The organism is Mycobacterium sp. ABE4_509 (assembly GCF_056160785.1).
Map to the genome: position 1 here is coordinate 13,230 of NZ_JBSWXU010000035.1, position 21,680 is coordinate 34,909.

Genomic DNA, 21,680 nt, shown 5'->3' on the forward strand with positions numbered 1-21,680 from the left:
CTAGGGCGGTCCCTGCGTCGTCGGTGTCGCGGGCGTCGTCGCGGCGGTGGTCGGCGACGGCGACGACGCGGTCGACGGCGACGGCGTCAGCGGCGGCGTCTGGGTGAAGGTCTGCGGGTTCAACGGTCCCGAACCGTCGGGATCGATGACCGTGGTCGTCGGCTCGGGGGTGATCGTCCCGTCCGGCCCCGGGGTGGGGGGTTCCTCGGGAGACGTCGTCTCGGTGGTGGTGGTCGGCGTCGTGGTGGTGGGTTCGGCGTCACGGGGACGCACGTTGGTCCGGGGCACCCAGGTGTAGTCCGGATCGGGCACGTAGCCCGGCGGGACGACCTGATCGACGGACGGCTCGGGAACCTGAAGGGGCGCCGAGTAGGTCTCGTACACCCAGAACAGCGCGATGAACGCGACGAGCAGCCCGAGCGTCGACACCCGCAGGCGGCCCACATGGCGGGCGTTCGACCGGCGGCCGCCGCGCTCGGTGTGCAGGAAGTTATGCAAGGACGTGGGAAGTTTCACGACTTCTGCTCCGCTCGCGGCGGTGCTGCGCTCAGGTTGTCGTTCGGGTCGCCGGCACTGAAGTTGCTGACCGTCGGGGTGTGGCCCTTGGTGGCGATACCTGCGGTGGCCAGCGCCGCGATGATCAGGATTCGCAGCCGTCGGCCGACCTCGAACTGCTTGCCGGGCAGCGTGCGCGCAACCATGCGCAGGTTGACGACGTCGACCTCGATGCTCTCCACCCCCATCAGCTGCGGGGTGTCCAGCAGCAGGGCCCGCAGCTCCTCGTCCTCCATCGCCCGGTCGCCGACCGCGTGCAGGACATCGTGGACGTCGTTGAGATCGGCGGTGGTGGGCACCGGGATGTCGACGACCGCGCGGGCCCAGTCCTTGGACATGTTCAGCGACCGCACGATGTTGCCGTTGGGAACGGTCCAGACCTCGCCTTCGCTGGTGCGAAGCTTGGTCACCCGCAGCGTGACCTCCTCGACCGTGCCCTCGGCGGAGTCCGGGGCGCCGAGCATGTTGACCTGCACCAGGTCCCCGAAGCCGTACTGGCGTTCGGTGATGATGAAGAATCCGGCCAGCAGGTCCTGCACCAGCTTCTGGGCGCCGAAGCCCAGCGCGGCGCCGATCACCGCCGCCGGGGCCACCAGGGAACTGATCGGGATCGCCAGGATGTCGGTGATCTGCACCCCGACCATGACGAACAGCAACGCCACCGACACCCACGAGATCACCGAGGCCACCGCCTGACGGTGTTTGGCGCTCTCGGTGCGGACCAGCTGGTCGCTTTCCTGGTACTGGGCGTCGATGCGGCGGGTGACCCGCTTGGCGGTCCAACTGATGAAACGGGCCGCCAACAGGCCACCGATCAGCAGCAGGGCGATCGGCACCCCGCGGACCAGGATCCAGACGCCGGCGTCGTCGGCCCAGAAGCTGCGCCAGCCTTCGGCCAGCCCGACGGCGAGCAGGTCAGTCGTCATCGCGCCGGTTGCGCCATCGGATGCCCGCTTCCAGGAAGCCGTCGATGTCACCATCGAGCACCGCGCCGGGGTTGCCGACCTCGTACTCGGTGCGCAGGTCCTTGACCATCTGATAGGGGTGCAGAACGTAGGAGCGCATCTGGTTGCCCCAGGAGCTGCCGCCGTCGCTCTTGAGGGCGTCCATCTCGGCACGCTCTTCCTGGCGTTTGCGTTCCAGCAGCTTGGCCTGCAGCACCCGCATCGCCGAGATCTTGTTCTGCAGCTGAGACTTCTCGTTCTGGCAGGTGACCACGATGCCGGTCGGGATGTGGGTCAGCCGCACCGCCGAGTCGGTGGTGTTGACCGACTGGCCGCCGGGTCCGCTGGAGCGGTAGACGTCCACCCGGACATCGGTTTCCGGGATGTCGATGTGGTCGGTGGTCTCGGTGACCGGCAGCACCTCGACTTCGGCGAACGAGGTCTGGCGACGGCCCTGGTTGTCGAACGGGCTGATCCGCACCAGCCGGTGGGTGCCCTGCTCGACGGACAGGGTGCCGTAGGCGAACGGGGCGTGCACGGCGAAGGTGGCGCTCTTGATGCCCGCTTCCTCGGCATAGGACGTGTCGAACACCTCGACCGGGTACTTGTGCTGCTCGGCCCAGCGGATGTACATCCGCATCAGCATCTCGGCCCAGTCGGCGGCGTCCACCCCGCCGGCCCCGGACCGGATGTTGACCAGCGCCTCGCGCTCGTCGTACTCACCGGAAAGCAGGGTGCGGACCTCCATGGCCTCGATGTCCTCGCGCAACTGATCGAGCTCGGCATCGGCCTCGGCGTGTGCTTCAGTCCCGCCCGCGCCACCCTCCTCGGCGGCCAGCTCGTAGAGCACCGGTAGGTCTTCGACGCGCTGGCGCAGCTCTTCGACCCGGCGCAGCTCGCCCTGGGCGTGCGACAGCTCGCTGGTGACCTTCTGCGCGCGGGTCTGGTCGTCCCAGAGATTGGGGTCGGAGGCTTCGTGCTCGAGCTTCTCGACCCGACCGCGAAGCCCCTCGACGTCGAGAACCCGCTCCACGGTGGTGAGCGTGGAGTCGAGGGCGGCGATATCGGCTTGACGGTCAGGTTCCACGAGAATTCAGGGTACTCACCCTGCCGATTCGGGTGCCGACACGCATGCCGATGCGGCGCCGCCGGCGAGTCCGGCGGCTCGGTGGAAATCGCGGTGGATTCTGCACGACCACCGTCGGCAGGGCCGGGCGCGATCTAGCATCGAACCCGAAACCCCGCCCGGCGGCGTCGCGACAGCCCCTTGCGCTCCGTCGGGCAGCGACGGAAGGCAGCCCCTTCATGCCCCCAGTGCGCCCGTATCACGTGGCGATCGTCGGTTCCGGCCCGTCGGGATACTTCGCCGCGGCCTCGCTGCTGAAGTCCGCGTCGGCCCCCGACGCCGATCGCGATGTGCGGATCGACATGCTGGAGATGCTGCCGACCCCGTGGGGATTGGTGCGGTCCGGTGTCGCCCCCGACCACCCGAAGATCAAGTCGATCAGCGCGCAGTTCGAGAAGACGACCGCCGATCCGCGCTTCCGCTTCTTCGGCAACATCACCGTCGGCAAGCACGTCAAGACCGAGGAACTCGCGGAGCGCTACGACGCCGTGATCTACGCGGTCGGCGCACAGTCGGATCGCGCGCTGGGCATTCCGGGCGAGGATCTTGCGGGCAGTGTGTCGGCCGTCGATTTCGTCGGTTGGTACAACGCCCACCCGCACTTCGCGCAGATGCAGCCCGACCTGTCGCGCGGTCGCGCGGTCGTGGTCGGTAACGGCAACGTCGCGCTGGATGTGGCGCGCATCCTGGTCAGCGACCCCGAGTCGTTGGCCGCCACTGACATCTCGGACAACGCGCTGAAGTCGCTGCTGCCGCGCGGGGTAGAGGAAGTGCTCGTGATCGGGCGCCGCGGACCGCTGCAAGCCCCGTTCACGACGATGGAGCTGCGCGAACTCGGCGGCATGGAGGCACTCGGCGATGTCGACGTTGTAGTCGACCCCGCTGATCTCGCTGACATCACCGACGAGGACCTCGAAGCCGCCGGAAAGACGGTGCGCAACAACATCAAGGTGCTACGCGGCTACGCCGAGCAGGGGTCGCGCGGCAGGAAGCGACGCATCGTGTTCCGTTTCCGGACCTCACCGATCGAGATCAGGCCCGGCGACGGCCCCGACGCGGGGGTGGCCTCGATCGTGTTGGGGCACAACGAACTGGTCAGCGGCGCCGACGGCCGGGTGACGGCCAAGGACACCGGCGAACGCGAGGAGTTGCCGACCCGGCTCGTGGTGCGCGCGGTCGGCTACCGCGGTCTGCCGATGCCGGGGTTGCCGTTCGACGAGCGCACCGGGACGGTCCCGCATGTCGACGGCCGGGTGCGCGACAGCCGCAACGCCTACGTCGTCGGCTGGATCAAACGCGGCCCCACCGGCGTGATCGGCAGCAACAAGAAGGATTCCCAGGACACGGTCGACACCCTGCTCGCCGACCTGCGCGAAGCCGACCTCACGGAGTTCGAGGCGGACCACACCGACCGGCTGGCCGAGTGGCTGTCGAGCCGTCAGCCCAATCTCGTCACCGACGACCAATGGCAGTTGATCGACGCCCACGAGCGTTCGGCCGGCAAGCCGAAGGGGCGGCCGCGGGTGAAGCTGACGAACCTGCGGGAGCTGCTGCGCATCGGGCGCGGCTGACGACCCATCAGCCCATCAGAGCCCGCTGACGACGAAGCTGGCGAGGGACGAGACCCCGCAGGTGTGGCCTCACTGAGTTCCTGTCGCGGGGTTCCTGCCGCGGGGTTCCTGTCGCGGGGTTCCTGTCGCGGGCGCTCTCGGCGAGATCGACACCACGGCGGCGCTTGACCGGTACCGGGTGTCAACCACAGCCCTGGTGTCGAGGTGGGCCGTAGCACCCGTACCGAGCACGCCCCAGCGCATGGCCACGCCGGGTGATACGGCGAAGATGAGGCCTGTCGCACCAGAGCCGCCGCCGGATCAGCCCTGTTGTTGTGGCGGCAGCGGGTCCGGGCGTTGCACGTAGCCCCATTTGTCCGGGTTCTTCGGCGAGTACATGACGTCGCTCAACTGGCCCATGGTCGGCCAGGCGTCCACATCCACGGCCAGGCGCGCGTACACGACGTGCTCGTCGACGGTGGGGCCGTTGATCACTCCGGTGACGGTGACGTACTGCTCGCCGGTGACGCCGTCGGGTCGCGGACTGACGCCGGTGACCAGCAGGGTTCCCTGGACCCAGTCACTGCCGGCCCCCCTCCGTCGCATGATCCACGGCGCCGCGAGGAGGACGATGGCACCGATGACGAGCAGCATGACCCCGATTTCCACCACACCGACATGGTAGGACGACAGCTATGACGACCCTGACCGACGACGTGAATTTGGCCCTCGAACTCGCCGATGAGGCCGACGCGCTGACGATGCAGCGGTTCGGCGCGATGGATCTGCAGGTGCAGACCAAGCCGGACATGACCCCGGCAACCGACGCCGACCTGGACACCGAGAAGCTGCTGCGGTCGCGGCTGACCGAGCGGCGTCCGCAGGACTCGGTGTTAGGCGAGGAGTTCGGCGGCACCGAGGAATTCCACGGCAGGCAGTGGGTCCTCGACCCGATCGACGGCACGAAGAACTTCGTGCGCGGGGTGCCGGTGTGGTCGACGCTGATCGCGCTGCTGTCCGACGGTGTCCCGGTGGTCGGCGTGGTGAGCGCGCCGGCGTTGGGGCGCCGCTGGTGGGCGGGCGAAGGACTCGGCGCGTTCACGTCGTTCGGCGGGGCGACCCGCCGGTTGTCGGTGTCCGGGGTGGACTCGCTGGAGGCGGCGAGCCTGTCGTTCTCCGATCTGACGACGGGCTGGGAGCAGGACCGATCCCGTTTCGTCGCGCTGACCGACTCGGTCTGGCGGGTCCGCGGGTACGGCGACTTCTGGTCGTACTGCCTGGTCGCCGAGGGTGCCGTCGACATCGCCGTCGAGCCCGAGGTCAAGCTGTGGGATCTCGCGCCACTGGACATCCTGGTGCGCGAGGCGGGGGGCCGGTTCACCGACCTGGCCGCCGAACCCGGGCCGCACGGCGGTAGCGCGGTCGCCAGCAACGGGCTGTTGCACGACGCGGTGCTCTCCGCGCTGGGGCGCTGACCACCAGCCGACACCGGTCAGGCGTTGCTGAGCGCCCTCGCCAGGTGTGAGGTGCATTACAGATGCACCAACCTTACTCGACAGTCAGTTCCGGTACCTTACTCTGGAGTCAGTTGCGCAGCCCGCGCATCACCGACCACCACACGAGGGCAGCTGACAATGACGAACACCCTCCCGTCCAAGCGCGGCGGCCGTGAGAGCGCTGTCGGCCTGCACAAGCACAAGCGGTCGGCGACCGACATCGGATTGGCGCTGATCACCCCCATCGTGGGTCAGGAGTTCCTGGACAAGTACAACCTGCGGGATCCGCTCAACCGCGGCCTGCGCTACGGGGTCAAGACGGTGTTCTCCGCCGCCGGGGCCTCCACCCGGCAGTTCAAGCGCGTCCAGGGCCTCGGCAAGCCCGCCACCCGGCTCAAGCCCGGCAAGGCCGACTACTTCGACCTGACCCCCGACGACGACCAGAAGATGATCGTCGAGACCGTCGAGGAGTTCGCTGCGGAGATCCTGCGGCCGGCCGCCCATGACGCCGACGATGCCGCGGCCTACCCCGCCGACCTGATCCCGAAGGCCGCCGAACTCGGCATCACGGCGATCAACGTCCCGGAGGACTTCGACGGCATCGCCGAACACCGCACGACGGTGACCAATGCGCTGGTCGCCGAGGCGCTCTCCTACGGTGACATGGGCCTTGCGCTGCCGATCCTGGCTCCCGGCGGCGTCGCCTCGGCGCTGACCCACTGGGGCAGTGCCGACCAGCAGGCCACCTACCTCAACGAGTTCGCCGGCGAGAACGTCCCGCAGGCGTGCGTCGCGATCGCCGAGCCCCATCCGCTGTTCGACCCCACGGCGCTGAAGACCACCGCGGTGCGCACCCCCAGCGGGTACCGGCTCGACGGCGTCAAGTCACTGGTGCCCGCGGCCGCCGACGCCGAACTGTTCGTCGTCGCCGCGCAACTCAACGGCAAGCCGGCGCTGTTCCTCGTCGAGGCCGACACCAAGGGGGTCACCGTCAAGGCCGACCCCAGCATGGGAATCCGGGCCGCCGCCCTCGGGCAGGTCGAACTCGACAAGGTGAGCGTGCCGCTGAGCGCACGCCTCGGCGAGGACGTCACCGAGGCCGATCATGCCCAGAACTACTCCGACGCAATCGCACTGTCCCGACTGGGTTGGGCGGCACTGGCAGTCGGCACCTCCCACGCCGTTCTGGACTACGTCGTCCCCTACGTCAAGGAGCGCGAGGCGTTCGGCGAGCCGATCGCCTACCGGCAGTCGGTCGCCTTCATGTGCGCCAACATCGCCATCGAACTCGACGGCCTGCGACTGATCACCTGGCGCGGCGCCGCGCGCGCCGAGCAGGGGCTGTCGTTCACCCGCGAAGCCGCGCTGGCCAAGAAGCTCGGCACCGACAAGGGCATGCAGATCGGCCTCGACGGGGTGCAACTGCTCGGCGGTCACGGCTACACCAAAGAACACCCGGTCGAGCGCTGGTACCGCGACCTGCGGGCCATCGGCGTGGCCGAGGGCGTCATCGTTCTCTGACCTCGGCGTTCTGTAAGGAGATCTGATCATGGCAATCAATCTGGAAATGCCCAACAAGCTCCAGGCGGTCATCGAGAAGGGCCACCAGGGCGCCGCGGAGATGCTGCGACCGATATCGCGCAAGTACGACCTCAAAGAACACGCCTACCCGGTCGAACTGGACACCCTGGCCGATCTGTTCGAGGGCATCTCGGAGGCCAAGACCATCTCGTTCGCCGGCGCCGAGGCGTTCCGGGACGGAACCACCAGCGCCGACGGCAAGAAGGCAACGGTCAACGGCGCCAACATGTCCGCGTTGCTCAACGCGCTGGAGATCAGCTGGGGCGACGTGGCGCTGCTGTTGTCGGTGCCGCGCCAGGGCCTGGGCAATGCGGCGATCTCGTCGGTGGCCACACCCGAGCAGCTCGAGAAGCTCGGCAAGGACGTCTGGGCCGCGATGGCGATCACCGAGCCCGGCTTCGGCTCGGACTCGGCCGCGGTCAGCACGACCGCGGTCCTCGACGGCGACGAGTACGTCATCAACGGCGAGAAGATCTATGTCACCGCGGGTTCACGGGCCAGCCACATCGTGGTCTGGGCGACGCTGGACAAGACGAAGGGACGCGCGGCGATCAAATCGTTCATCGTGCCGCGCGAGTACCCGGGTGTGACCGTCGAACGGCTGGAGAACAAGCTCGGCATCAAGGCCTCCGACACCGCGGCGATCCGTTTCGACAACGTGCGAATCCCGAAGGACAACCTGCTCGGCAACCCGGACATCAACGTCGAGAAGGGTTTCGCCGGTGTCATGGAGACCTTCGACAACACCCGCCCGATCGTGGCGGCGATGGCCGTGGGCATCGCCCGCGCCGCGTTGGAGGAACTGCGCAAGATCCTGACCGACGCCGGAATCGAGATCTCCTACGACAAACCGGCGCACGCGCAGAGCGCACCGGCCGCCGAGTTCCTGCGGATGGAGGCCGACTGGGAGGCCGGTTACCTGTTGACGGTGCGCTCGGCGTGGCAGGCCGACAACCGCATCCCGAACTCCAAGGAAGCGTCGATGGGCAAGGCCAAGGCGGCCCGGGTGGCCAGCGACGTCACCCTCAAGGCTGTCGAATTCGCCGGGACCACCGGCTATTCCGAACAGACGCTGCTGGAGAAGTGGGGCCGCGACTCGAAGATCCTCGACATCTTCGAAGGCACCCAACAGATCCAGCAGCTCGTGGTCGCCCGCCGGCTGCTGAACCTGACCTCGGCGCAACTGAAGTAGCGACCGGGATCAGAAACCACCGGCCACCGCAACGCGGGTACGGCCGGTGACACCACCGCCGATGATCGTCTCGAGCACGGCGGGCACCTCGCGTATCGGGATGTCCTTGGTGATCTGTTCGAGGTGACGGGGTTTGAGCTCGCCCTCGAGCTGCGCCCACAGTTGCCGGCGCGCGGCGATCGGCAGCTGTACCGAGTCGATGCCGGCGAGTGTGACACCGCGCAGGATGAACGGCATGACGGTGGTGGGCAGGTCAGCCGACCGCGCCAGCCCCGAGATCGCTGCCACCCCAGCGTAGTTGAGCACACTCAGGGCGTAGGCCAGGGTGTCGCCGCCCACGCTGTCGACCACGCCTGCCCAGACCGACTTGCCCAGCGGGCGCACCTTCTCCCCTTCCGCGGGCAGCCGGCCGGTCACCTGAGAAGCGCCGAGTTCGCGCAGCCAGTCGTGCGCGTCGACCTTCCCGGTGGAGGCCACCACCTCGTAGCCCAGCCCGGCCAGCAGGTCGACGCTGACACTGCCCACCCCACCGGTGGCGCCGGTCACCAGCACCGGCCCGTCGGCCGGCGCCACACCGGCTGACCGCAGCGCGTTGACACTCATCGCGGCAGTGAATCCCGCGGTGCCGATCGCGGCGGCCTCCGCGGTGCTCAGCGCGCCCAGCTTGACGAGGTAGTCGGCGGGCAGGCGGGCCTTCTCGGCGTAGCCGCCGTGCCGGGCCGTGCCGATGTCGTAGCCGTGTGCGACGACCCGGTCGCCGACTGCGAAGTCCGCCGACGCGCTGGCGCTGACGGTTCCGGCCAGGTCGATGCCCGGGATCAACGGATACGACCGGGCCACACCACCTTTGGGGGTGACGGCCAGCGCATCCTTGTAGTTGACCGAGGAGTACTCCACGGCGATCTCGACGCCGCCCTCGGGCAGGAAGGACTCGTCGACCACTTCGTGGCGCAGCTCGATGCCGCCCTCGGCGTCCTCATGAGCAACCATCGCGTTGATTTCCGCCATGACGGCCACAGTAGTGCCACGCCCGAACGCGAAAGAAGCCCCCGGTCACGCGAGCCGGGGGCTTCTTTTCGTCGTTGCGATCAGAGCAGGTGCGCCTGCAGATCCGGCTTCATGGCCTGCAGTTCGGCTCCCCAGTAGGCCCAGTTGTGGGTCCCGCTGTTCGGGAAGTTGAACACACCGTTGTTACCGCCGGCCGCGATGTAGTTGTCGCGGAAGGTCTCGTTCGTGCGGATCGTCAGACCCTCGAGGAAGGTGGCGGGCAGGTCGCCGCCGCCGAGCTCGTTGGGCTGGCCGTTGCCGCAGTACACCCAGATACGGGTGTTGTTGGCCACCAGCCGGGGGATCTGCACCATCGGGTCGTTGTACTGCCACGCCGGATCGGTTTCGGCCGGGCCCCACATGTCGTCGGAGTTGTAGCCGCCGGCGTCACCCATCGAGATGTTGATCAGGAACGGCCACCAGCCCTCGGAGGGGTTCAGGAAGCCCGACATCGACCCGGCGTAGACGAACTGCGCCGGGTGGTGCGCGCCGAGGACGAGGGCTGAGCCGCCCGCCATCGACAGACCGACCGCAGCGCTGCCGGTGGGCTTGACGTCGCGGTTGGCCTGCAGCCAGCCGGGGAGCTCCTGGGTCAGGAAGGTCTCCCAGTTGTAGGTCAGGCAGCCGTTGTTGCCGCAGGCCGGCTTGTACCAGTTGGCGTAGAAACTGGACTGTCCGCCGACGGGCATGACCACCGAGATGCCCGAGTCGAGGTACCACTCGAAGGCCTGGGTGTTGATGTCCCAGCCGTTGAAGTCATCCTGGGCGCGCAGACCGTCGAGCAGGTACAGCGCCGGTGAGTTCGGGCCGCCGCTCTGGAACTGCACCTTGATGTCACGCCCCATCGACGGAGACGGCACCATCAGGTACTCGACCGGCAGACCGGGCCGGGAGAACGCTCCGGCGGTCGCCGATCCACCCACGACGCCGACCAAGCCGGGCAGCAGGGCCGCAGCCATGGCGGCCGCCCCCAGCCGGCGCGCCCAGCGCCCGCGCATCCTGTCAAGAAGTCTCATACCGTCAATCCATCCATCTTCCGGTACCGCCTGGAGCGGCATGTGCTGTGACCCCGGCTCGGTCGTCGCCGGGGCAGAGTGTTTTCGCTGCGCCGTCTGACCACTCCGAATCTGCCGAATTGGCTGCGGAGAGTGCCGAGATCTTCAGTTGTCGCGGTTGCAGTAAAACATGTGAAAAGCATGGGAGAAAGCCCATCGGTGCTTGTCGACCGAATTGTAGCGGGCGAGCGAATTTGACGGCTCGGCAAAACAAGCGGCCGAACCGGGCGAACGGGAATCCGCTGACGAGTCGATGACGGTGCCCCGCAGGTCTTTCGTTCAGTAGGCTCCGCTGATGGCCAGCAGCCCCCGGAACCCCGGCAAGCTGTCGGTGGACGACTGGATCCAGGCCGGTTTCGCCATTCTGGCCGACGACGGTCTGGGGGCCCTCAAGATCGACCGGCTGTGCGGCCGGCTGGGGGTCACCAAAGGCAGCTTTTATTGGCATTTCAAAGACATGGCGAGCTACCGCGCCGCGGTGGTGCAGGCCTGGGGCGAGCTGCGCGATCAGGACCGCAGCAATTTCGGCGATCTGGCACACCTGCCGCCCCGCAAGCGGCTGGAGCAGATGATGGCCTCGCTGCTCGCCACCCGGCAGTGGCAGCTCGAGCGGGCGATGCGGGAGTGGGCGCGCACCGACCGTGCGGCCGCCGACAGCGTGCACGCCGCCGACCTGCGGGTTCTCGGCGCGGTACGGCAGGCCTACCTCGACGCCGGGTTCGACGCCGACGACGCCGACCTGCGGGCCAACGCCACCTTCGCCGCGGGGATCGGGTTCCTGCACATCCGGGCCTCGCCGCCCGATGAGCGGTCGGCCGCGCAGCGGGACCGGTTTCTCGATCTCATGCTCTCCCGCTGAACCCGACGACGCTCCCTCAGGGTCGCCGTGATCGACCTTTCCATACCAAACAGTATGGTACGGTCCGCCCATGTCCCCGGCCACGCTGAAGAGCCCCGCCATCACGCCCGAGTTCGTCGAACGACTGGCCGAACGTGCCGGGGAAGCCGAGCGGATCCGGCGGCTGCCTGCGGCCACCCTGGCCGACCCCGAGGCACGTGCCCTCATCGATCTGCTGGTGCCGGCCCGCTACGGCGGCACCCAGGCGCCGTTTCCCGCCGTCCTCGAACCGGTCCGCGCCATGTCCCACGGTTGCGCGTCGAGCGCATGGACCCTCGGGTTCTACGCGCTGCACAACTGGATGCTGGCGCTGTTCGACGAGCAGGCCCAACAGGAAGCATTCGCCTCGCGCCCGTTCCTGGCTCCGGCTCCGCTGGCCCCCACCGGGCGCGGGGTCGACTGCGCCGGCGGCATCCGCCTCACCGGCCGGTGGTCCTGGGCGACCGGGGTGATGGACGGCAATTGGCTCATCGTCGGAGCGCTGCTCGAACGCGGCCCGGAGTCCATCCATCCGGCGCTGGCGCTGCTGCCCGCCTCGGATGCACGCATCGAGGACGTCTGGCATACCGACGGAATGCGCGCGACCGGCTCGAACGACGTGGTGATCGACGATGCCTTCGTCCCCGAGCACCGCATCGTGGCCGTGTCCGACATCTACACCGGAAACGCGCCCGGCGCCGCCGTGCACGGCTCGGCCACCTATCGCTGGCCGATGGTGCCGGCGCTGGCGCTGCTGGCCGCAATGCCTGCACTGGGAAGCGCCGAGCGCGCGGCCGAGCTCTATGCCCAGCGCGTCACCCAGCGATTTCTCGGCTACGAGGGCGTCATGCAGAAGGACAAGCCGGCGGCCTCGGCGCACCTGGGCCAGGCCCACGTTCGGCTGCGGGCGCTGCGCGGGCTGCTGGCCGACACCGTCGCCGAGATCGAGGCCCTGGTATCGGCCGGTGAGCCCGTCCCGCGCCCGGTGCGTGGCCAGGCCCGGCTCGCCGCAGCCCACATCGTGCACGAGTCTCGAACGGTGATCGCCGACCTGCTCGGATCCTCCGGAGCGAGCGCGCACTTCCTGGACAACCCGCTGCAGCGCATCAAGCGCGACGTCGACGTCATCGCCGGGCACGTCATTTTCGACTACGACACCAGCCGCGAGCTCGCCGGAGCCCTGACAATGGGTATGTCGATCCCGCGCACCGCGATGGTGTGAGGTCGATCCGAACACCGAGGAGCACCATGACCGAGACCGCCCGCGATCGCGTCACCAAGTTCTTCCAACGCAACGTCGCCAACCGGGTGATGGGGCGTATGCCCTTTCAGACACTGCTGGAGACGACCGGACGAAAGTCCGGCGAACCCCGCCGAACACCTTTGGGCGGTCGCCGAATCGGCGACCAGTTCTGGTTCGTCTCGGAATTCGGCGACAAGTCGCAGTACGTCCGCAACATCATGGCCGATCCCCGCGTTCGGGTTCGGCTCAACGGCCGGTGGCACCGCGGCACCGCTCACCTGCTGCCCGACGACGACACCGAGGCGCGTCTGCGCGAGCTGCCCCAGTTCAACAGCATGGGCGTGCGCACCTTCGGCACCAATCACCTGACCGTGCGCGTCGATCTGACCGACTGACCGTCCGGTTCACCCGGCCGCCGGGGAATCTCCACCGAATCTCCAGATTCCCTCCAAGTCCCGGGCAGCCTCGTCGACCACCATTGGTGTCATCAAGCCGAGCGACCAGCGCTCCTGACACCCGGAGGTTCGACATGAACTCGATCAAAGGCTTCTTCATCTCCACCGGCCTCGTCGCGGCCGCCGCGATCGCCGTGTTGTCCGCCCCCGCCGTTCCGGCCGCGACCGCAGCGCCGAGCCCGGACGGGCTCGCGGTGACGGCCACCCCGCTCGTCTCGTCCGACGCCGGGGCCGGCCAGTTCACCGCAACCAGCGATGACTCCGGAGATGACCGCCCCCAGAACCGCCGGGTGGAGGTCCGGATCTGATCGGTACGGTTCCAGCCGAACGAATCCCGATCGGTGGCGCCAACCCGTTGACCCACAGCCGAAGATAAAAGTAAATTCAGTTTTACTTTCATCGAGGAGGGTCCATGGAATCGTTCGTCCACCTGCGCAAGGGAACGACCCCCAGACGCATCCACGCCGATCTCGACGGACTCAAGGACGACGAGCTGGGCCGCGGGGGGTTCACCGGGCGCACCGCCAACATGTACCGGCGCCACGACCCGACCGCCTATCGCTGCGCCGGACCACTGCGTCCCATCGACGTGCTCTCCACCGAGCTCAAGCCCACCGACGCCACCGACGCCCACGGGGCCCCGCTGTTGATGTTCTCCAACGACGACTGCCAGGTGCTGCTGTCCCGACGCGCCGAACCCATGCCCTTCTTCGTCCGGCACATCGACGGCGACCTGCTGATGTTCGTCCACGAGGGCAGCGGCGCGATCGAGACCGAGTTCGGGCCGCTGCGCTATCGCCGCGGTGACTGGGTGTACCTGCCGAAGGCGTGCACCTGGCGCCAGGTGCCCGACGGGCAGTCCACGTGGCTGATGATCCAGGCCACCGACGAATTCCGGGTGCCGCCACCCGGGCCGCTGGGGCGCCACTTCCCCTTCGACCCCTCGCAGGCCGTGATCCCGGAACCGCAACCCATCTCCGACGACGAGGGTCCGCGGGTCGACGGTGAATACGAGGTGCGGTTGAAGCACTCCCCCGTCGACGGGGTCGACACGACACTGCTCTACTACCAGCACCATCCGCTCGACGTCGAAGGCTGGCGCGGCGACAACTTCGCCTTCACGTTCAACATCGACGACTACAACGTCGTGACCTCCGACAGCGTGCACCTACCGCCGACGGTGCACCTGTTCATGCAGGCCACCGGCGTCTACGTGATGAACTTCCTGCCCAAACCCGCCGAAGGCGTGCCCGGCACCGAACGCACCCCGTGGTATCACCGCAACGTGGACTTCGACGAGATCGCGTTCTTCCACGGCGGCTCGCTCTACGGCATCCCGATGCCACCGGGCCTCATCACCCATGCGCCCCAGGGAGTTCACCACGGCGCACCGGAGAAGGCCCGCGAACGGGCCCGGCGCAAGTTCGACGAGTACGACGCCGTCGACTGGCAGGTGATCGCCATCGACACCCGCCGGCGGCTCGTTCCGTCCGCCGAGATCCTGGCCAACGACCTGGGACAGCACGCATGACCGCCGCCTCGGCTCCGGTCCGGCACGAATACGACCGCATCCCCTATCTGGTCGCCTACCAGAACAACTCGGCGGTCCGGGATGTCTACGGCGGCGTCGCCGAACTGGTGGTGCTGGAGAGCTATCTACTCAGGCCGAAGACGCCCTCAGACACCGTGCTGGTGTTCATGCACCCGATCGGGGGCGGCGCATACCTGCCCATGATCAACGCCCTCGCCCGGGCCGGACACCACGTCATCTACTGCAACAGCCGCTTCCGCGGCACCGACTCGGCACTGCTGATGGAAAAGGTCGTCGAGGATCTCGGCGAGTGCGTCAAGGACGCCAAGGACCGGCTCGGCTATTCGAAGGTGGTTCTCGCGGGCTGGAGCGGAGGCGGGTCGCTCTCGGCGTTCTACCAGCAGCAGGCTCAACACCCCACCGTGACGGCCAGCCCATCCGGTGACGGCCCCGACCTGACCCGGCTGGGGCTGACCCCGGCCGACGGCCTGATGCTGCTGGCCGCCCACATCAGCAGGCACGGCACGATGACCGAATGGCTGGACGCGTCGATACTCGACGAGGCCGACCCCACCGAGCGCGACCCCGAACTCGACCTCTACAACCCGGACAACCCCAACCAGCCGCCCTACACCCCCGAGTTCCTCGACCGCTACCGCGAGGCGCAGATCGCCCGCAACCGGCGAATCACCGCCTGGGTCCGGGAGAAACTGGCCGAGCTGCGCGCCGCAGGTCGACCCGATGACGAGTTCGCGTTCGTGGTGCACGGCACCATGGCCGATCCGCGCTGGCTCGACCCGACGGTCGATCCCAACGAACGCACCCCCGGAACGTGCTACCTGGGAGATCCTCGGGTGGTGAACATGAGCCCGGTCGGCCTGGCACGGTTCTGCACGCTACGCAGCTGGCTGTCCCAGTGGAGCTATGACGACGCCCACGGCGACGCCGTGAAATGCGGGCCCGACATCGCGGTGCCGTCCCTGGTGATCGGCAATCTCGCCGACGACGCCTGCACGCCCAGCCACACCCGGCGAATCTTCGAGGCGATCGGGCACCCGGACAAGGAGATGCACGAGATCCCCGGCGCCAACCACTACTACGCCGGCTCCGATCAGCGGGACAAACTGCGCGAAGCCGTCGGCATCGTCACCGACTGGCTGGTCCGCCATGACTTCGCGAGGCCCCAATGACCGCCGAAAACACCTCGGCCACAATGCCGGCCGGCCCGCTGGACGGTATCCGCGTCCTCGAAGTGGGAACGCTGATCTCCGGTCCGTTCGCCGGCCGGCTACTCGGCGACATGGGCGCCGAGGTCATCAAGATCGAACCGCCGGGTGCACCCGATCCACTGCGCACCTGGGGCCAGGCCGAACTGGACGGCCACCACTTCTTCTGGACCGTGCACGCCCGCAACAAGAAGGCCGTCACCCTCAACCTCCGGGTGCCTGCCGGCCGGGCGCTGTTCCTCGAGCTCGTCGCCGAATCCGACGTCATCGTCGAGAATTTCCGGCCCGGAACCCTGGAGAAGTGGGACCTCGGCTACGACGTGCTGCGCGAACGCAATCCCGGCATCATTCTGGTGCGGGTCTCCGGGTACGGGCAGACCGGACCCGAAGCGCACCGGGCGGGCTACGCCTCGGTCGCCGAGGCCGCCAGCGGCCTGCGCCACATGAACGGTTTCCCGGGCGGCCCCCCACCGCGCCTGGCGCTGTCCCTCGGCGACAGCCTCGCCGGAATGTTCGCCGCGCAGGGTGCGCTGGCCGCACTGTACCGGCGCACCGTCACCGGGGATGGCCAGGTGGTCGACGCGGCGCTGACCGAAGCCTGTCTGGCGGTGCAGGAGTCGACGATTCCCGACTACGACGTGGGCGGCGTGGTGCGAGGCCCCTCCGGCACCCGGTTGGAGGGCATCGCGCCGTCCAACATCTACCCCACCGCCGACGGCAGCTGGGTGGTGATCGCAGCCAATCAGGACACCGTGTTCCGCCGGCTGTGCCAGGCGATGGGGCAACCCGAGCTCGCCACCGACGAGCGCTTCGCCGATCACGTTGCGCGCGGACACAATCAGGACGAACTCGACAAGATCATCGGCGACTGGGCCATCGAGCGCCAGCCCGGCGACATCATCTCCACCCTGTCGGCCGCCGGCGTCATCGCCGGTCCCATCAACACCGTCGCCGAAGTCGTCGAAGACCCGCAACTGCTCTCACGCGGGATGATCGCCGACCACTGGGACGAACGAATCCAGCGAAACGTGAAGGGCCCCGGCGTGGTACCGGTGCTCACCGGGACACCGGGAACGATCCGCCACGCCGGCTCCGCACGACCCGGCCAGCACAACGGTGAGATCTACGGTGAGCTGCTCGGCCACTCCGACGCCGAACTGGAACAACTGAACTCACAGGGGGTGCTGTGAACCCGACACCCGATCAACTACCGAACCACGTCGACATCCGCGACGTCTCACTGCGCGACGGCCTGCAGATCGAGGCCCCGATTCCGTTGTCGGCGAAGCTCGAACTGCTGGCCGCGGTCGCGGCAACCGGGGTCCGCGAGATGGAGGCGACGGCGTTCGTCTCGCCGTCGAAGGTGCCCGCCCTCGCCGACGCCGCCGAGCTCGCCGCCGAACTGCACCGGTTCGGCGACATCGAGTTCTCCGCGCTGGTGGCCAGCCCCAACGGCGCCAAACGCGCGATCGCGGCGGGACTGCGTTCGATCGAGTACGTCGTGTCGGCGGCCGACGGACACAGCCGCGCCAATGTGGGCCGCTCATCTGCGGAGGCGATGGCACAGATCCCTGAGATCGTCGCGATCGCCCACGACAGCGGTGTCACCGTCGAGGTCATCGTCGCCACCGCGTGGGACTGCCCGTTCGACGGACCCACCCCGGCCCAGCGCGTGCTCGACGTCGTCACCGCCGCCGTGGCCGACGGCGCCGACCGGCTGGCGATCGCCGACACCATCGGGACCGCGACTCCACGCCGGGTGGGTGAGCTGATCGGCCTGGTGCAACCGCACCTGGGTGACATCCCGCTCGGCGCGCACTTCCACAACACCCGCGGCGCCGGCCTGGCCAGCGCCTACGCCGCCGTCAGCGCCGGCGTCACCCGGCTCGACGCATCGGTGGGCGGGCTGGGCGGCTGCCCGTTCGCACCCGGAGCGAGCGGCAACATCGCGACCGAGGACCTGGTGTACCTGCTGCGGGACAGCGGTATTCATGTCGACGTGGACCTACAGGCCGCGATCACCGCCGCCCGAGTCGCGCAGGATGCGGTCGGCCACGGCCTGCCCAGCTCGCTGCTACGGGCCGGTGACCGGATGCCGGGCTGAGCGCCGTGCCCGCGTCGGAGAACCTGAGCGCCAAGGGCCGCCAGACCCGCGAGGCGCTCGAACAGGCAGCCCGCAAACTGTTCGCTGAACGCGGTTTTCACGGCACCACGCTCGGTGACATCACGTCGGCGGCGGGAAAATCGCCCGCGGTGTTCTACCGCTACTTCGACGACAAGGAGGACCTGCTCGCGGCGCTGGCACAATCGTTCCTGCACGATGTCGTCACCCCGTCGGGGCTGAGCCTGCGGCTACCCGATTCCCCGGATGACGAGGCCTTCTTCACCGGGGTGGTCAGCGGGTACTGGACGATGTTCAAGCAGAACATCGGCATCATGATCGCGATGGCCCAGCTTGCATCGACGCAGCACCGATTCGCCGCCGTACAGAACGAATTCCGCCGATTCGGCATGGACATCGTCGCCGCGTCGGTACGGCGCGCCCAGGAACAGGGCTATGGTGCGGAGTTGAACCCGGAGTTCACCGCGGCCGCGATTGCGCTGCTGTTCGAGAACTTCACCACCGTGGTGGCCGGCACGTCGGGCCTCGGACTCCAGATGGATGACGAGGACGCCATCGCCACACTGTCACGGATCTGGAAGAAGACACTGTACGGGTATTGAGGAGTCAACGTGGATTTCAGTCTTCCCCGCCATCTGCAGCAGATCCTCGCCGAGATGGACGAGTTCATCGAGGCCGAGATCAAGCCGCTGGAACGCGAGAACATCCAGTACTTCGACCACCGCCGCGAACACGCCCGTACCGACTGGGACAACGGCGGGATTCCACGGCGGGAGTGGGAGGATCTGCTCGCCGAGATGCGCCGCCGCGCCGACGCGGCCGGCTGGCTGCGCTACGGCCTGCCCGCTCAGTTCGGCGGCCGCGACGGCAGCAACCTCGACATGGCGGTGATCCGTGAGCATCTGGCCCACAAGGGTCTGGGGCTGCACAACGATCTGCAGGACGAGTCCTCGATCGTCGGGAATTTCCCGCAGGTGATCATGATGGACCGGTTCGGCACCGAAGCCCAGAAGCGGGAATGGACCGACGCGCTGATCACCGGCGCGCGATCGATGGCCTTCGGGCTGACCGAACCCAATCACGGCTCGGACGCCACCTGGTTGGAGACCCACGCCCGCCGCGACGGTGACGACTGGGTCATCAACGGCACCAAGCGCTTCAACACCGGCGTGCACCGGGCCACCCACGACCTGGTGTTCGCCCGCACCGGCGGGGAGCCGGGGCAGGCCCGCGGCATCACCGCGTTCCTGGTGCCCACCGACGCCCCGGGTTTCTCGGTGCCCTTCTACTGGTGGACGTTCAACATGCCCACCGACCACGCCGAGGTAACGCTCACCGATGTCAGGGTTCCCGCCGAAGCGGTACTCGGCGAGGTCGACCGCGGCCTGGAGGTGGGCCAGACCTTCCTGCACGAGAACCGGATCCGGCAGGCTGCCAGCAGCCTGGGAGCCGCCCAGTACTGCATCGACCGCGCGGTCGCCTACGCCGGCGAGCGCACCGTGTTCGGCAAACCCCTGGCGGTCAACCAGGCGGTGCAGTGGCCGCTGGTCGAGCTGCAGACCGACGCCCAGATGGTGCGGCTACTGGTGTACTACGCAGCCAGCCAGCTCGACGCGGCAGCTGCTTCTGCTCCTCACGTGCGCGACCACCACATGGAGGTCTCGGACAAGGTCTCGATGGCCAACTTCCGGGCCAACCGGCTGGTCTGCGAAGCCGCCGACCGGGCGATGCAGGTCTTCGGCGGAGTGGGCTACAGCAGGCACGAACCGTTCGAGCACATCTACCGTCACCACCGCCGCTACCGCATCACCGAGGGCGCGGAGGAGATCCAGATCCGCCGGGTGGCCCAGCGGTTGTTCGGTTTCGGGAAGCGATGAGCACCGGGTTCGCGGAGAATCTCGAAGAGGTTCTGCGGCCGGTACTCGGCGACGTCCGGGTCGAGAACCTGCAGCAGCTGACCGGCGGCGCCAGCCGCACCACCTGGTCGTTCTCCACCGGCGACGGCCGCGCCCTGATCCTGCGCACCGGGCCGGCCGACGACGTGAACGCTCCGATGGAGCTGGAGGCCGCGGTGCAGCGGCGGGCGGCCGCCGCGGGGGCACCCGTCCCGCGCATCCTGGCCGCGGACAACTCGCCGGCCGCGCTGGGCAACCCGTATCTGATCTGCGATGCCATCGGCGGCGAGACCATCGTGCGGCGGATCTACCGGACCCTCGACGACGCCGGGCGGGAGCGGCTGCTGCGGCAGTGCGCGCAGGCGCTGGCGGCGATCCACCGCGCGGACCCGGCCGGGATCGGTCTGACCGACGCCGACGAACTCACCGACTGGCGTCAGCGGCTCGACGAGATGGGCGACACCACCGCGACTTTCGAGTGGACGTTCCGGGAGCTGGCACGCAGCCGCCCGGACCCCTCGCCGATGCGACTGGTCCACGGCGATTTCCGGATGGGCAATCTGATCGTCGACGATTCGGGGCTGGCTGCGGTACTGGACTGGGAGCTCACCCACATCGGTGAGATCTACGAGGATCTGGCCTGGTTCTGCGTACGAGCGTGGCGCTTCGGCGCACCGGCGGCCCTCGGTGCAGGCGGGCTCGGCAGTGTGGAGACCTTACTGACCGGCTACGAGGAGGCGTCCGGAACCGACCTGGATCGCGATGCCTTCCGCTGGTGGCTGACGGTGGCGACACTGCGATGGGGTGTGATCTGCCGGTACCAGGCCGAACGGCACCTGTCGGGGCAGCATCGCTCGGTGGAGCTTGCCGCGATCGGGCGCCGGGTCAGCGAGACGGAATGGGACCTGCTCGACCTGCTGACCGGAGGAGGACCACGGTGAACACACCGATGTCGGGACGGCCCACCGCCGCTGAGCTCGTGGCCGCGGTCGCCGACTTCCTCGACAACGAGGTCCGCCCCGCCTGCGACGGACAGGTGGGGTTTCACGCCCGGGTTGCGGCCAACGTGCTGCGCACGGTGGAGCGGGAGCTGCTCGACGACACCGCCGGTGCGGTGCGCACGGCGCTCGCCGGGCTCGGCTTCGCCGATGAGGCGTCGCTGGCGCAGGCCATCCGCGACGGACAGCTGGACGATCGCGGCGACGAGGTGCTGGAGTTTCTGCGGCTGCTGGTGGGGCACCGCCTCTCGGTGGACCACCCCGGCTACGCGCAGGGATGACGGCGCCACGGTAGACGGTGGCCGCATCCGGGCGATCAGTTCCGCAGACGCCGTATTCACTGCGCCGCTACTATCGCGCGCATGGCAGTGCCGTCTGCGGGGCCTTCTGCGCCACCGCTGCGAATCCTGGTCTACAGCGACAACCCCAGGGTCCGTGAGCAGGTGCGCCTCGCGCTGGGCAAACGGATCCACCCGGACCTCCCCGAGCTGACCTACCTGGACGTCGCGACCGGGCCGATGGTGATCCAGCAGATGGACGCCGGCGGGTTCGACCTGGCCATCCTCGACGGCGAAGCCACCCCGGCCGGAGGCATGGGAATCGCCAAACAACTCAAGGACGAAATCGCCGACTGCCCGCCGGTGCTGGTGCTGACCGGACGCCCGGATGACGCCTGGCTGGCCAGCTGGTCACGAGCCGAGGCGGCGGTTCCCCACCCTGTCGATCCGATCCGGTTGGGCGACGCCGTCGCCTCGCTCCTGCGCACCGTGGTTTAACACGCGTCGAG

23 protein-coding genes are annotated in these 21,680 nt (G+C 68.4%); 17 read left to right on the forward strand and 6 right to left on the reverse strand.

Features of this window, described 5'->3' with window-relative positions; all coding sequences use genetic code 11:
- From ACXAID_RS10365 to prfB, 3 genes are read right to left on the reverse strand one after another with little or no spacing between them, the layout of a single operon-like run.
- A complete protein-coding gene (locus ACXAID_RS10365; protein WP_475022117.1) occupies window positions 1-516 on the reverse strand; it encodes a hypothetical protein in 516 nt (171 codons plus the stop codon).
- On the reverse strand, window positions 513-1,481 hold the full coding sequence (locus ACXAID_RS10370; RefSeq protein WP_475022118.1) for a mechanosensitive ion channel family protein: 969 nt from the start codon (window positions 1,479-1,481) through the stop codon (window positions 513-515). Before ACXAID_RS10370 ends, ACXAID_RS10365 begins: the two co-directional genes overlap by 4 nt.
- The gene (gene prfB, locus ACXAID_RS10375; RefSeq protein WP_475022119.1) at window positions 1,471-2,586 is read right to left on the reverse strand and encodes a peptide chain release factor 2; all 1,116 of its coding nucleotides are present in this window, start codon (window positions 2,584-2,586) and stop codon (window positions 1,471-1,473) included. The genes ACXAID_RS10370 and prfB overlap by 11 nt, the downstream gene beginning before the upstream one ends.
- Before the next feature lie 218 nt (window positions 2,587-2,804).
- On the opposite strand from prfB, the gene ACXAID_RS10380 reads away from it, so the two are divergent.
- Entirely contained in the window at window positions 2,805-4,196 is a 1,392-nt protein-coding gene (locus tag ACXAID_RS10380) for an FAD-dependent oxidoreductase (RefSeq protein WP_475022120.1), read from the forward strand.
- Between the two features lie 300 nt (window positions 4,197-4,496).
- On the opposite strand, the gene ACXAID_RS10385 is transcribed toward ACXAID_RS10380, so the two are convergent.
- Window positions 4,497-4,847 carry a hypothetical protein gene (locus tag ACXAID_RS10385; RefSeq protein WP_475022121.1) on the reverse strand — a complete coding sequence of 117 codons (351 nt, stop codon included), beginning with the start codon at window positions 4,845-4,847 and terminating at the stop codon, window positions 4,497-4,499.
- A gap of 23 nt (window positions 4,848-4,870) precedes the next feature.
- Between ACXAID_RS10385 and hisN the strand changes: the two genes are divergently transcribed.
- The 3 genes from hisN (at window position 4,871) to ACXAID_RS10400 (ending at window position 8,444) form a co-directional block, all read left to right on the forward strand.
- Window positions 4,871-5,650: a histidinol-phosphatase gene (gene hisN, locus ACXAID_RS10390; protein ID WP_475022122.1), complete on the forward strand. Its 780-nt coding sequence runs from the start codon at window positions 4,871-4,873 to the stop codon at window positions 5,648-5,650.
- 159 nt (window positions 5,651-5,809) lie between these two features.
- Complete coding sequence (locus ACXAID_RS10395) at window positions 5,810-7,192, forward strand: acyl-CoA dehydrogenase family protein (protein WP_475022124.1); 1,383 nt, start codon at window positions 5,810-5,812, stop codon at window positions 7,190-7,192.
- 28 nt (window positions 7,193-7,220) lie between these two features.
- The gene (locus ACXAID_RS10400; protein WP_475022125.1) at window positions 7,221-8,444 is read left to right on the forward strand and encodes an acyl-CoA dehydrogenase family protein; all 1,224 of its coding nucleotides are present in this window, start codon (window positions 7,221-7,223) and stop codon (window positions 8,442-8,444) included.
- Between the two features lie 9 nt (window positions 8,445-8,453).
- On the opposite strand, the gene ACXAID_RS10405 is transcribed toward ACXAID_RS10400, so the two are convergent.
- Together ACXAID_RS10405 and ACXAID_RS10410 are read right to left on the reverse strand one after the other, a co-directional pair.
- Window positions 8,454-9,452, reverse strand: a complete 999-nt coding sequence (locus ACXAID_RS10405) for an MDR family oxidoreductase (RefSeq protein WP_475022126.1) — start codon at window positions 9,450-9,452, stop codon at window positions 8,454-8,456.
- 80 nt (window positions 9,453-9,532) lie between these two features.
- Window positions 9,533-10,507, reverse strand: coding sequence for an esterase family protein (locus ACXAID_RS10410; protein WP_475022127.1), 975 nt, complete (start codon window positions 10,505-10,507; stop codon window positions 9,533-9,535).
- 334 nt (window positions 10,508-10,841) lie between these two features.
- Here ACXAID_RS10410 and ACXAID_RS10415 point away from each other — a divergent pair, with 334 nt between their 5' ends.
- The 13 genes from ACXAID_RS10415 (at window position 10,842) to ACXAID_RS10475 (ending at window position 21,669) form a co-directional block, all read left to right on the forward strand.
- Window positions 10,842-11,405 carry a TetR/AcrR family transcriptional regulator gene (locus ACXAID_RS10415; protein ID WP_475022128.1) on the forward strand — a complete coding sequence of 188 codons (564 nt, stop codon included), beginning with the start codon at window positions 10,842-10,844 and terminating at the stop codon, window positions 11,403-11,405.
- A gap of 70 nt (window positions 11,406-11,475) precedes the next feature.
- Entirely contained in the window at window positions 11,476-12,645 is a 1,170-nt protein-coding gene (locus tag ACXAID_RS10420) for an acyl-CoA dehydrogenase family protein (RefSeq protein ID WP_475022129.1), read from the forward strand.
- Window positions 12,646-12,671: 26 nt separating this feature from the next.
- Complete coding sequence (locus ACXAID_RS10425; RefSeq protein ID WP_475022130.1) at window positions 12,672-13,061, forward strand: nitroreductase/quinone reductase family protein; 390 nt, start codon at window positions 12,672-12,674, stop codon at window positions 13,059-13,061.
- A 134-nt stretch (window positions 13,062-13,195) separates the two neighbouring features.
- Window positions 13,196-13,429 (forward strand): hypothetical protein, encoded by a 234-nt coding sequence (locus tag ACXAID_RS10430; RefSeq protein WP_475022131.1) that lies wholly within the window; start codon window positions 13,196-13,198, stop codon window positions 13,427-13,429.
- Between the two features lie 104 nt (window positions 13,430-13,533).
- Complete coding sequence (locus ACXAID_RS10435) at window positions 13,534-14,652, forward strand: homogentisate 1,2-dioxygenase (RefSeq protein ID WP_475022132.1); 1,119 nt, start codon at window positions 13,534-13,536, stop codon at window positions 14,650-14,652.
- Window positions 14,649-15,842, forward strand: a complete 1,194-nt coding sequence (locus ACXAID_RS10440; protein WP_475022133.1) for an alpha/beta hydrolase family protein — start codon at window positions 14,649-14,651, stop codon at window positions 15,840-15,842. Before ACXAID_RS10435 ends, ACXAID_RS10440 begins: the two co-directional genes overlap by 4 nt.
- A 23-nt stretch (window positions 15,843-15,865) precedes the next feature.
- Window positions 15,866-17,068, forward strand: a complete 1,203-nt coding sequence (locus tag ACXAID_RS10445; protein WP_475022148.1) for a CaiB/BaiF CoA transferase family protein — start codon at window positions 15,866-15,868, stop codon at window positions 17,066-17,068.
- Entirely contained in the window at window positions 17,065-17,982 is a 918-nt protein-coding gene (locus ACXAID_RS10450; RefSeq protein ID WP_475022134.1) for a hydroxymethylglutaryl-CoA lyase, read from the forward strand. The genes ACXAID_RS10445 and ACXAID_RS10450 overlap by 4 nt, the downstream gene beginning before the upstream one ends.
- A 5-nt stretch (window positions 17,983-17,987) precedes the next feature.
- Window positions 17,988-18,602, forward strand: a complete 615-nt coding sequence (locus tag ACXAID_RS10455; RefSeq protein WP_475022135.1) for a TetR/AcrR family transcriptional regulator — start codon at window positions 17,988-17,990, stop codon at window positions 18,600-18,602.
- A 9-nt stretch (window positions 18,603-18,611) separates the two neighbouring features.
- Window positions 18,612-19,877: an acyl-CoA dehydrogenase family protein gene (locus ACXAID_RS10460; RefSeq protein ID WP_475022136.1), complete on the forward strand. Its 1,266-nt coding sequence runs from the start codon at window positions 18,612-18,614 to the stop codon at window positions 19,875-19,877.
- A complete protein-coding gene (locus tag ACXAID_RS10465; RefSeq protein WP_475022137.1) occupies window positions 19,874-20,836 on the forward strand; it encodes a phosphotransferase family protein in 963 nt (320 codons plus the stop codon). The genes ACXAID_RS10460 and ACXAID_RS10465 overlap by 4 nt, the downstream gene beginning before the upstream one ends.
- Before the next feature lie 8 nt (window positions 20,837-20,844).
- Complete coding sequence (locus tag ACXAID_RS10470; RefSeq protein WP_475022149.1) at window positions 20,845-21,174, forward strand: DUF6285 domain-containing protein; 330 nt, start codon at window positions 20,845-20,847, stop codon at window positions 21,172-21,174.
- 81 nt (window positions 21,175-21,255) lie between these two features.
- Entirely contained in the window at window positions 21,256-21,669 is a 414-nt protein-coding gene (locus ACXAID_RS10475; protein ID WP_475022138.1) for an Rv3143 family two-component system response regulator, read from the forward strand.
- Window positions 21,670-21,680 lie beyond the last annotated feature (11 nt).

Bases quoted from the DNA above. Each gene is read 5' to 3' on its own strand.
- ACXAID_RS10370 (WP_475022118.1), bottom strand. From the start codon at position 1,481: ATGACGACTGACCTGCTCGCCGTCGGGCTGGCCGAAGGCTGGCGCAGC.
- ACXAID_RS10380 (WP_475022120.1), top strand. From the start codon at position 2,805: ATGCCCCCAGTGCGCCCGTATCACGTGGCGATCGTCGGTTCCGGCCCG.
- hisN (WP_475022122.1), top strand. From the start codon at position 4,871: ATGACGACCCTGACCGACGACGTGAATTTGGCCCTCGAACTCGCCGAT.
- ACXAID_RS10395 (WP_475022124.1), top strand. From the start codon at position 5,810: ATGACGAACACCCTCCCGTCCAAGCGCGGCGGCCGTGAGAGCGCTGTC.
- ACXAID_RS10400 (WP_475022125.1), top strand. From the start codon at position 7,221: ATGGCAATCAATCTGGAAATGCCCAACAAGCTCCAGGCGGTCATCGAG.
- ACXAID_RS10405 (WP_475022126.1), bottom strand. From the start codon at position 9,452: ATGGCGGAAATCAACGCGATGGTTGCTCATGAGGACGCCGAGGGCGGC.
- ACXAID_RS10410 (WP_475022127.1), bottom strand. From the start codon at position 10,507: ATGAGACTTCTTGACAGGATGCGCGGGCGCTGGGCGCGCCGGCTGGGG.
- ACXAID_RS10415 (WP_475022128.1), top strand. From the start codon at position 10,842: ATGGCCAGCAGCCCCCGGAACCCCGGCAAGCTGTCGGTGGACGACTGG.
- ACXAID_RS10420 (WP_475022129.1), top strand. From the start codon at position 11,476: ATGTCCCCGGCCACGCTGAAGAGCCCCGCCATCACGCCCGAGTTCGTC.
- ACXAID_RS10425 (WP_475022130.1), top strand. From the start codon at position 12,672: ATGACCGAGACCGCCCGCGATCGCGTCACCAAGTTCTTCCAACGCAAC.
- ACXAID_RS10430 (WP_475022131.1), top strand. From the start codon at position 13,196: ATGAACTCGATCAAAGGCTTCTTCATCTCCACCGGCCTCGTCGCGGCC.
- ACXAID_RS10435 (WP_475022132.1), top strand. From the start codon at position 13,534: ATGGAATCGTTCGTCCACCTGCGCAAGGGAACGACCCCCAGACGCATC.
- ACXAID_RS10440 (WP_475022133.1), top strand. From the start codon at position 14,649: ATGACCGCCGCCTCGGCTCCGGTCCGGCACGAATACGACCGCATCCCC.
- ACXAID_RS10445 (WP_475022148.1), top strand. From the start codon at position 15,866: ATGCCGGCCGGCCCGCTGGACGGTATCCGCGTCCTCGAAGTGGGAACG.
- ACXAID_RS10465 (WP_475022137.1), top strand. From the start codon at position 19,874: ATGAGCACCGGGTTCGCGGAGAATCTCGAAGAGGTTCTGCGGCCGGTA.
- ACXAID_RS10470 (WP_475022149.1), top strand. From the start codon at position 20,845: ATGTCGGGACGGCCCACCGCCGCTGAGCTCGTGGCCGCGGTCGCCGAC.
- ACXAID_RS10475 (WP_475022138.1), top strand. From the start codon at position 21,256: ATGGCAGTGCCGTCTGCGGGGCCTTCTGCGCCACCGCTGCGAATCCTG.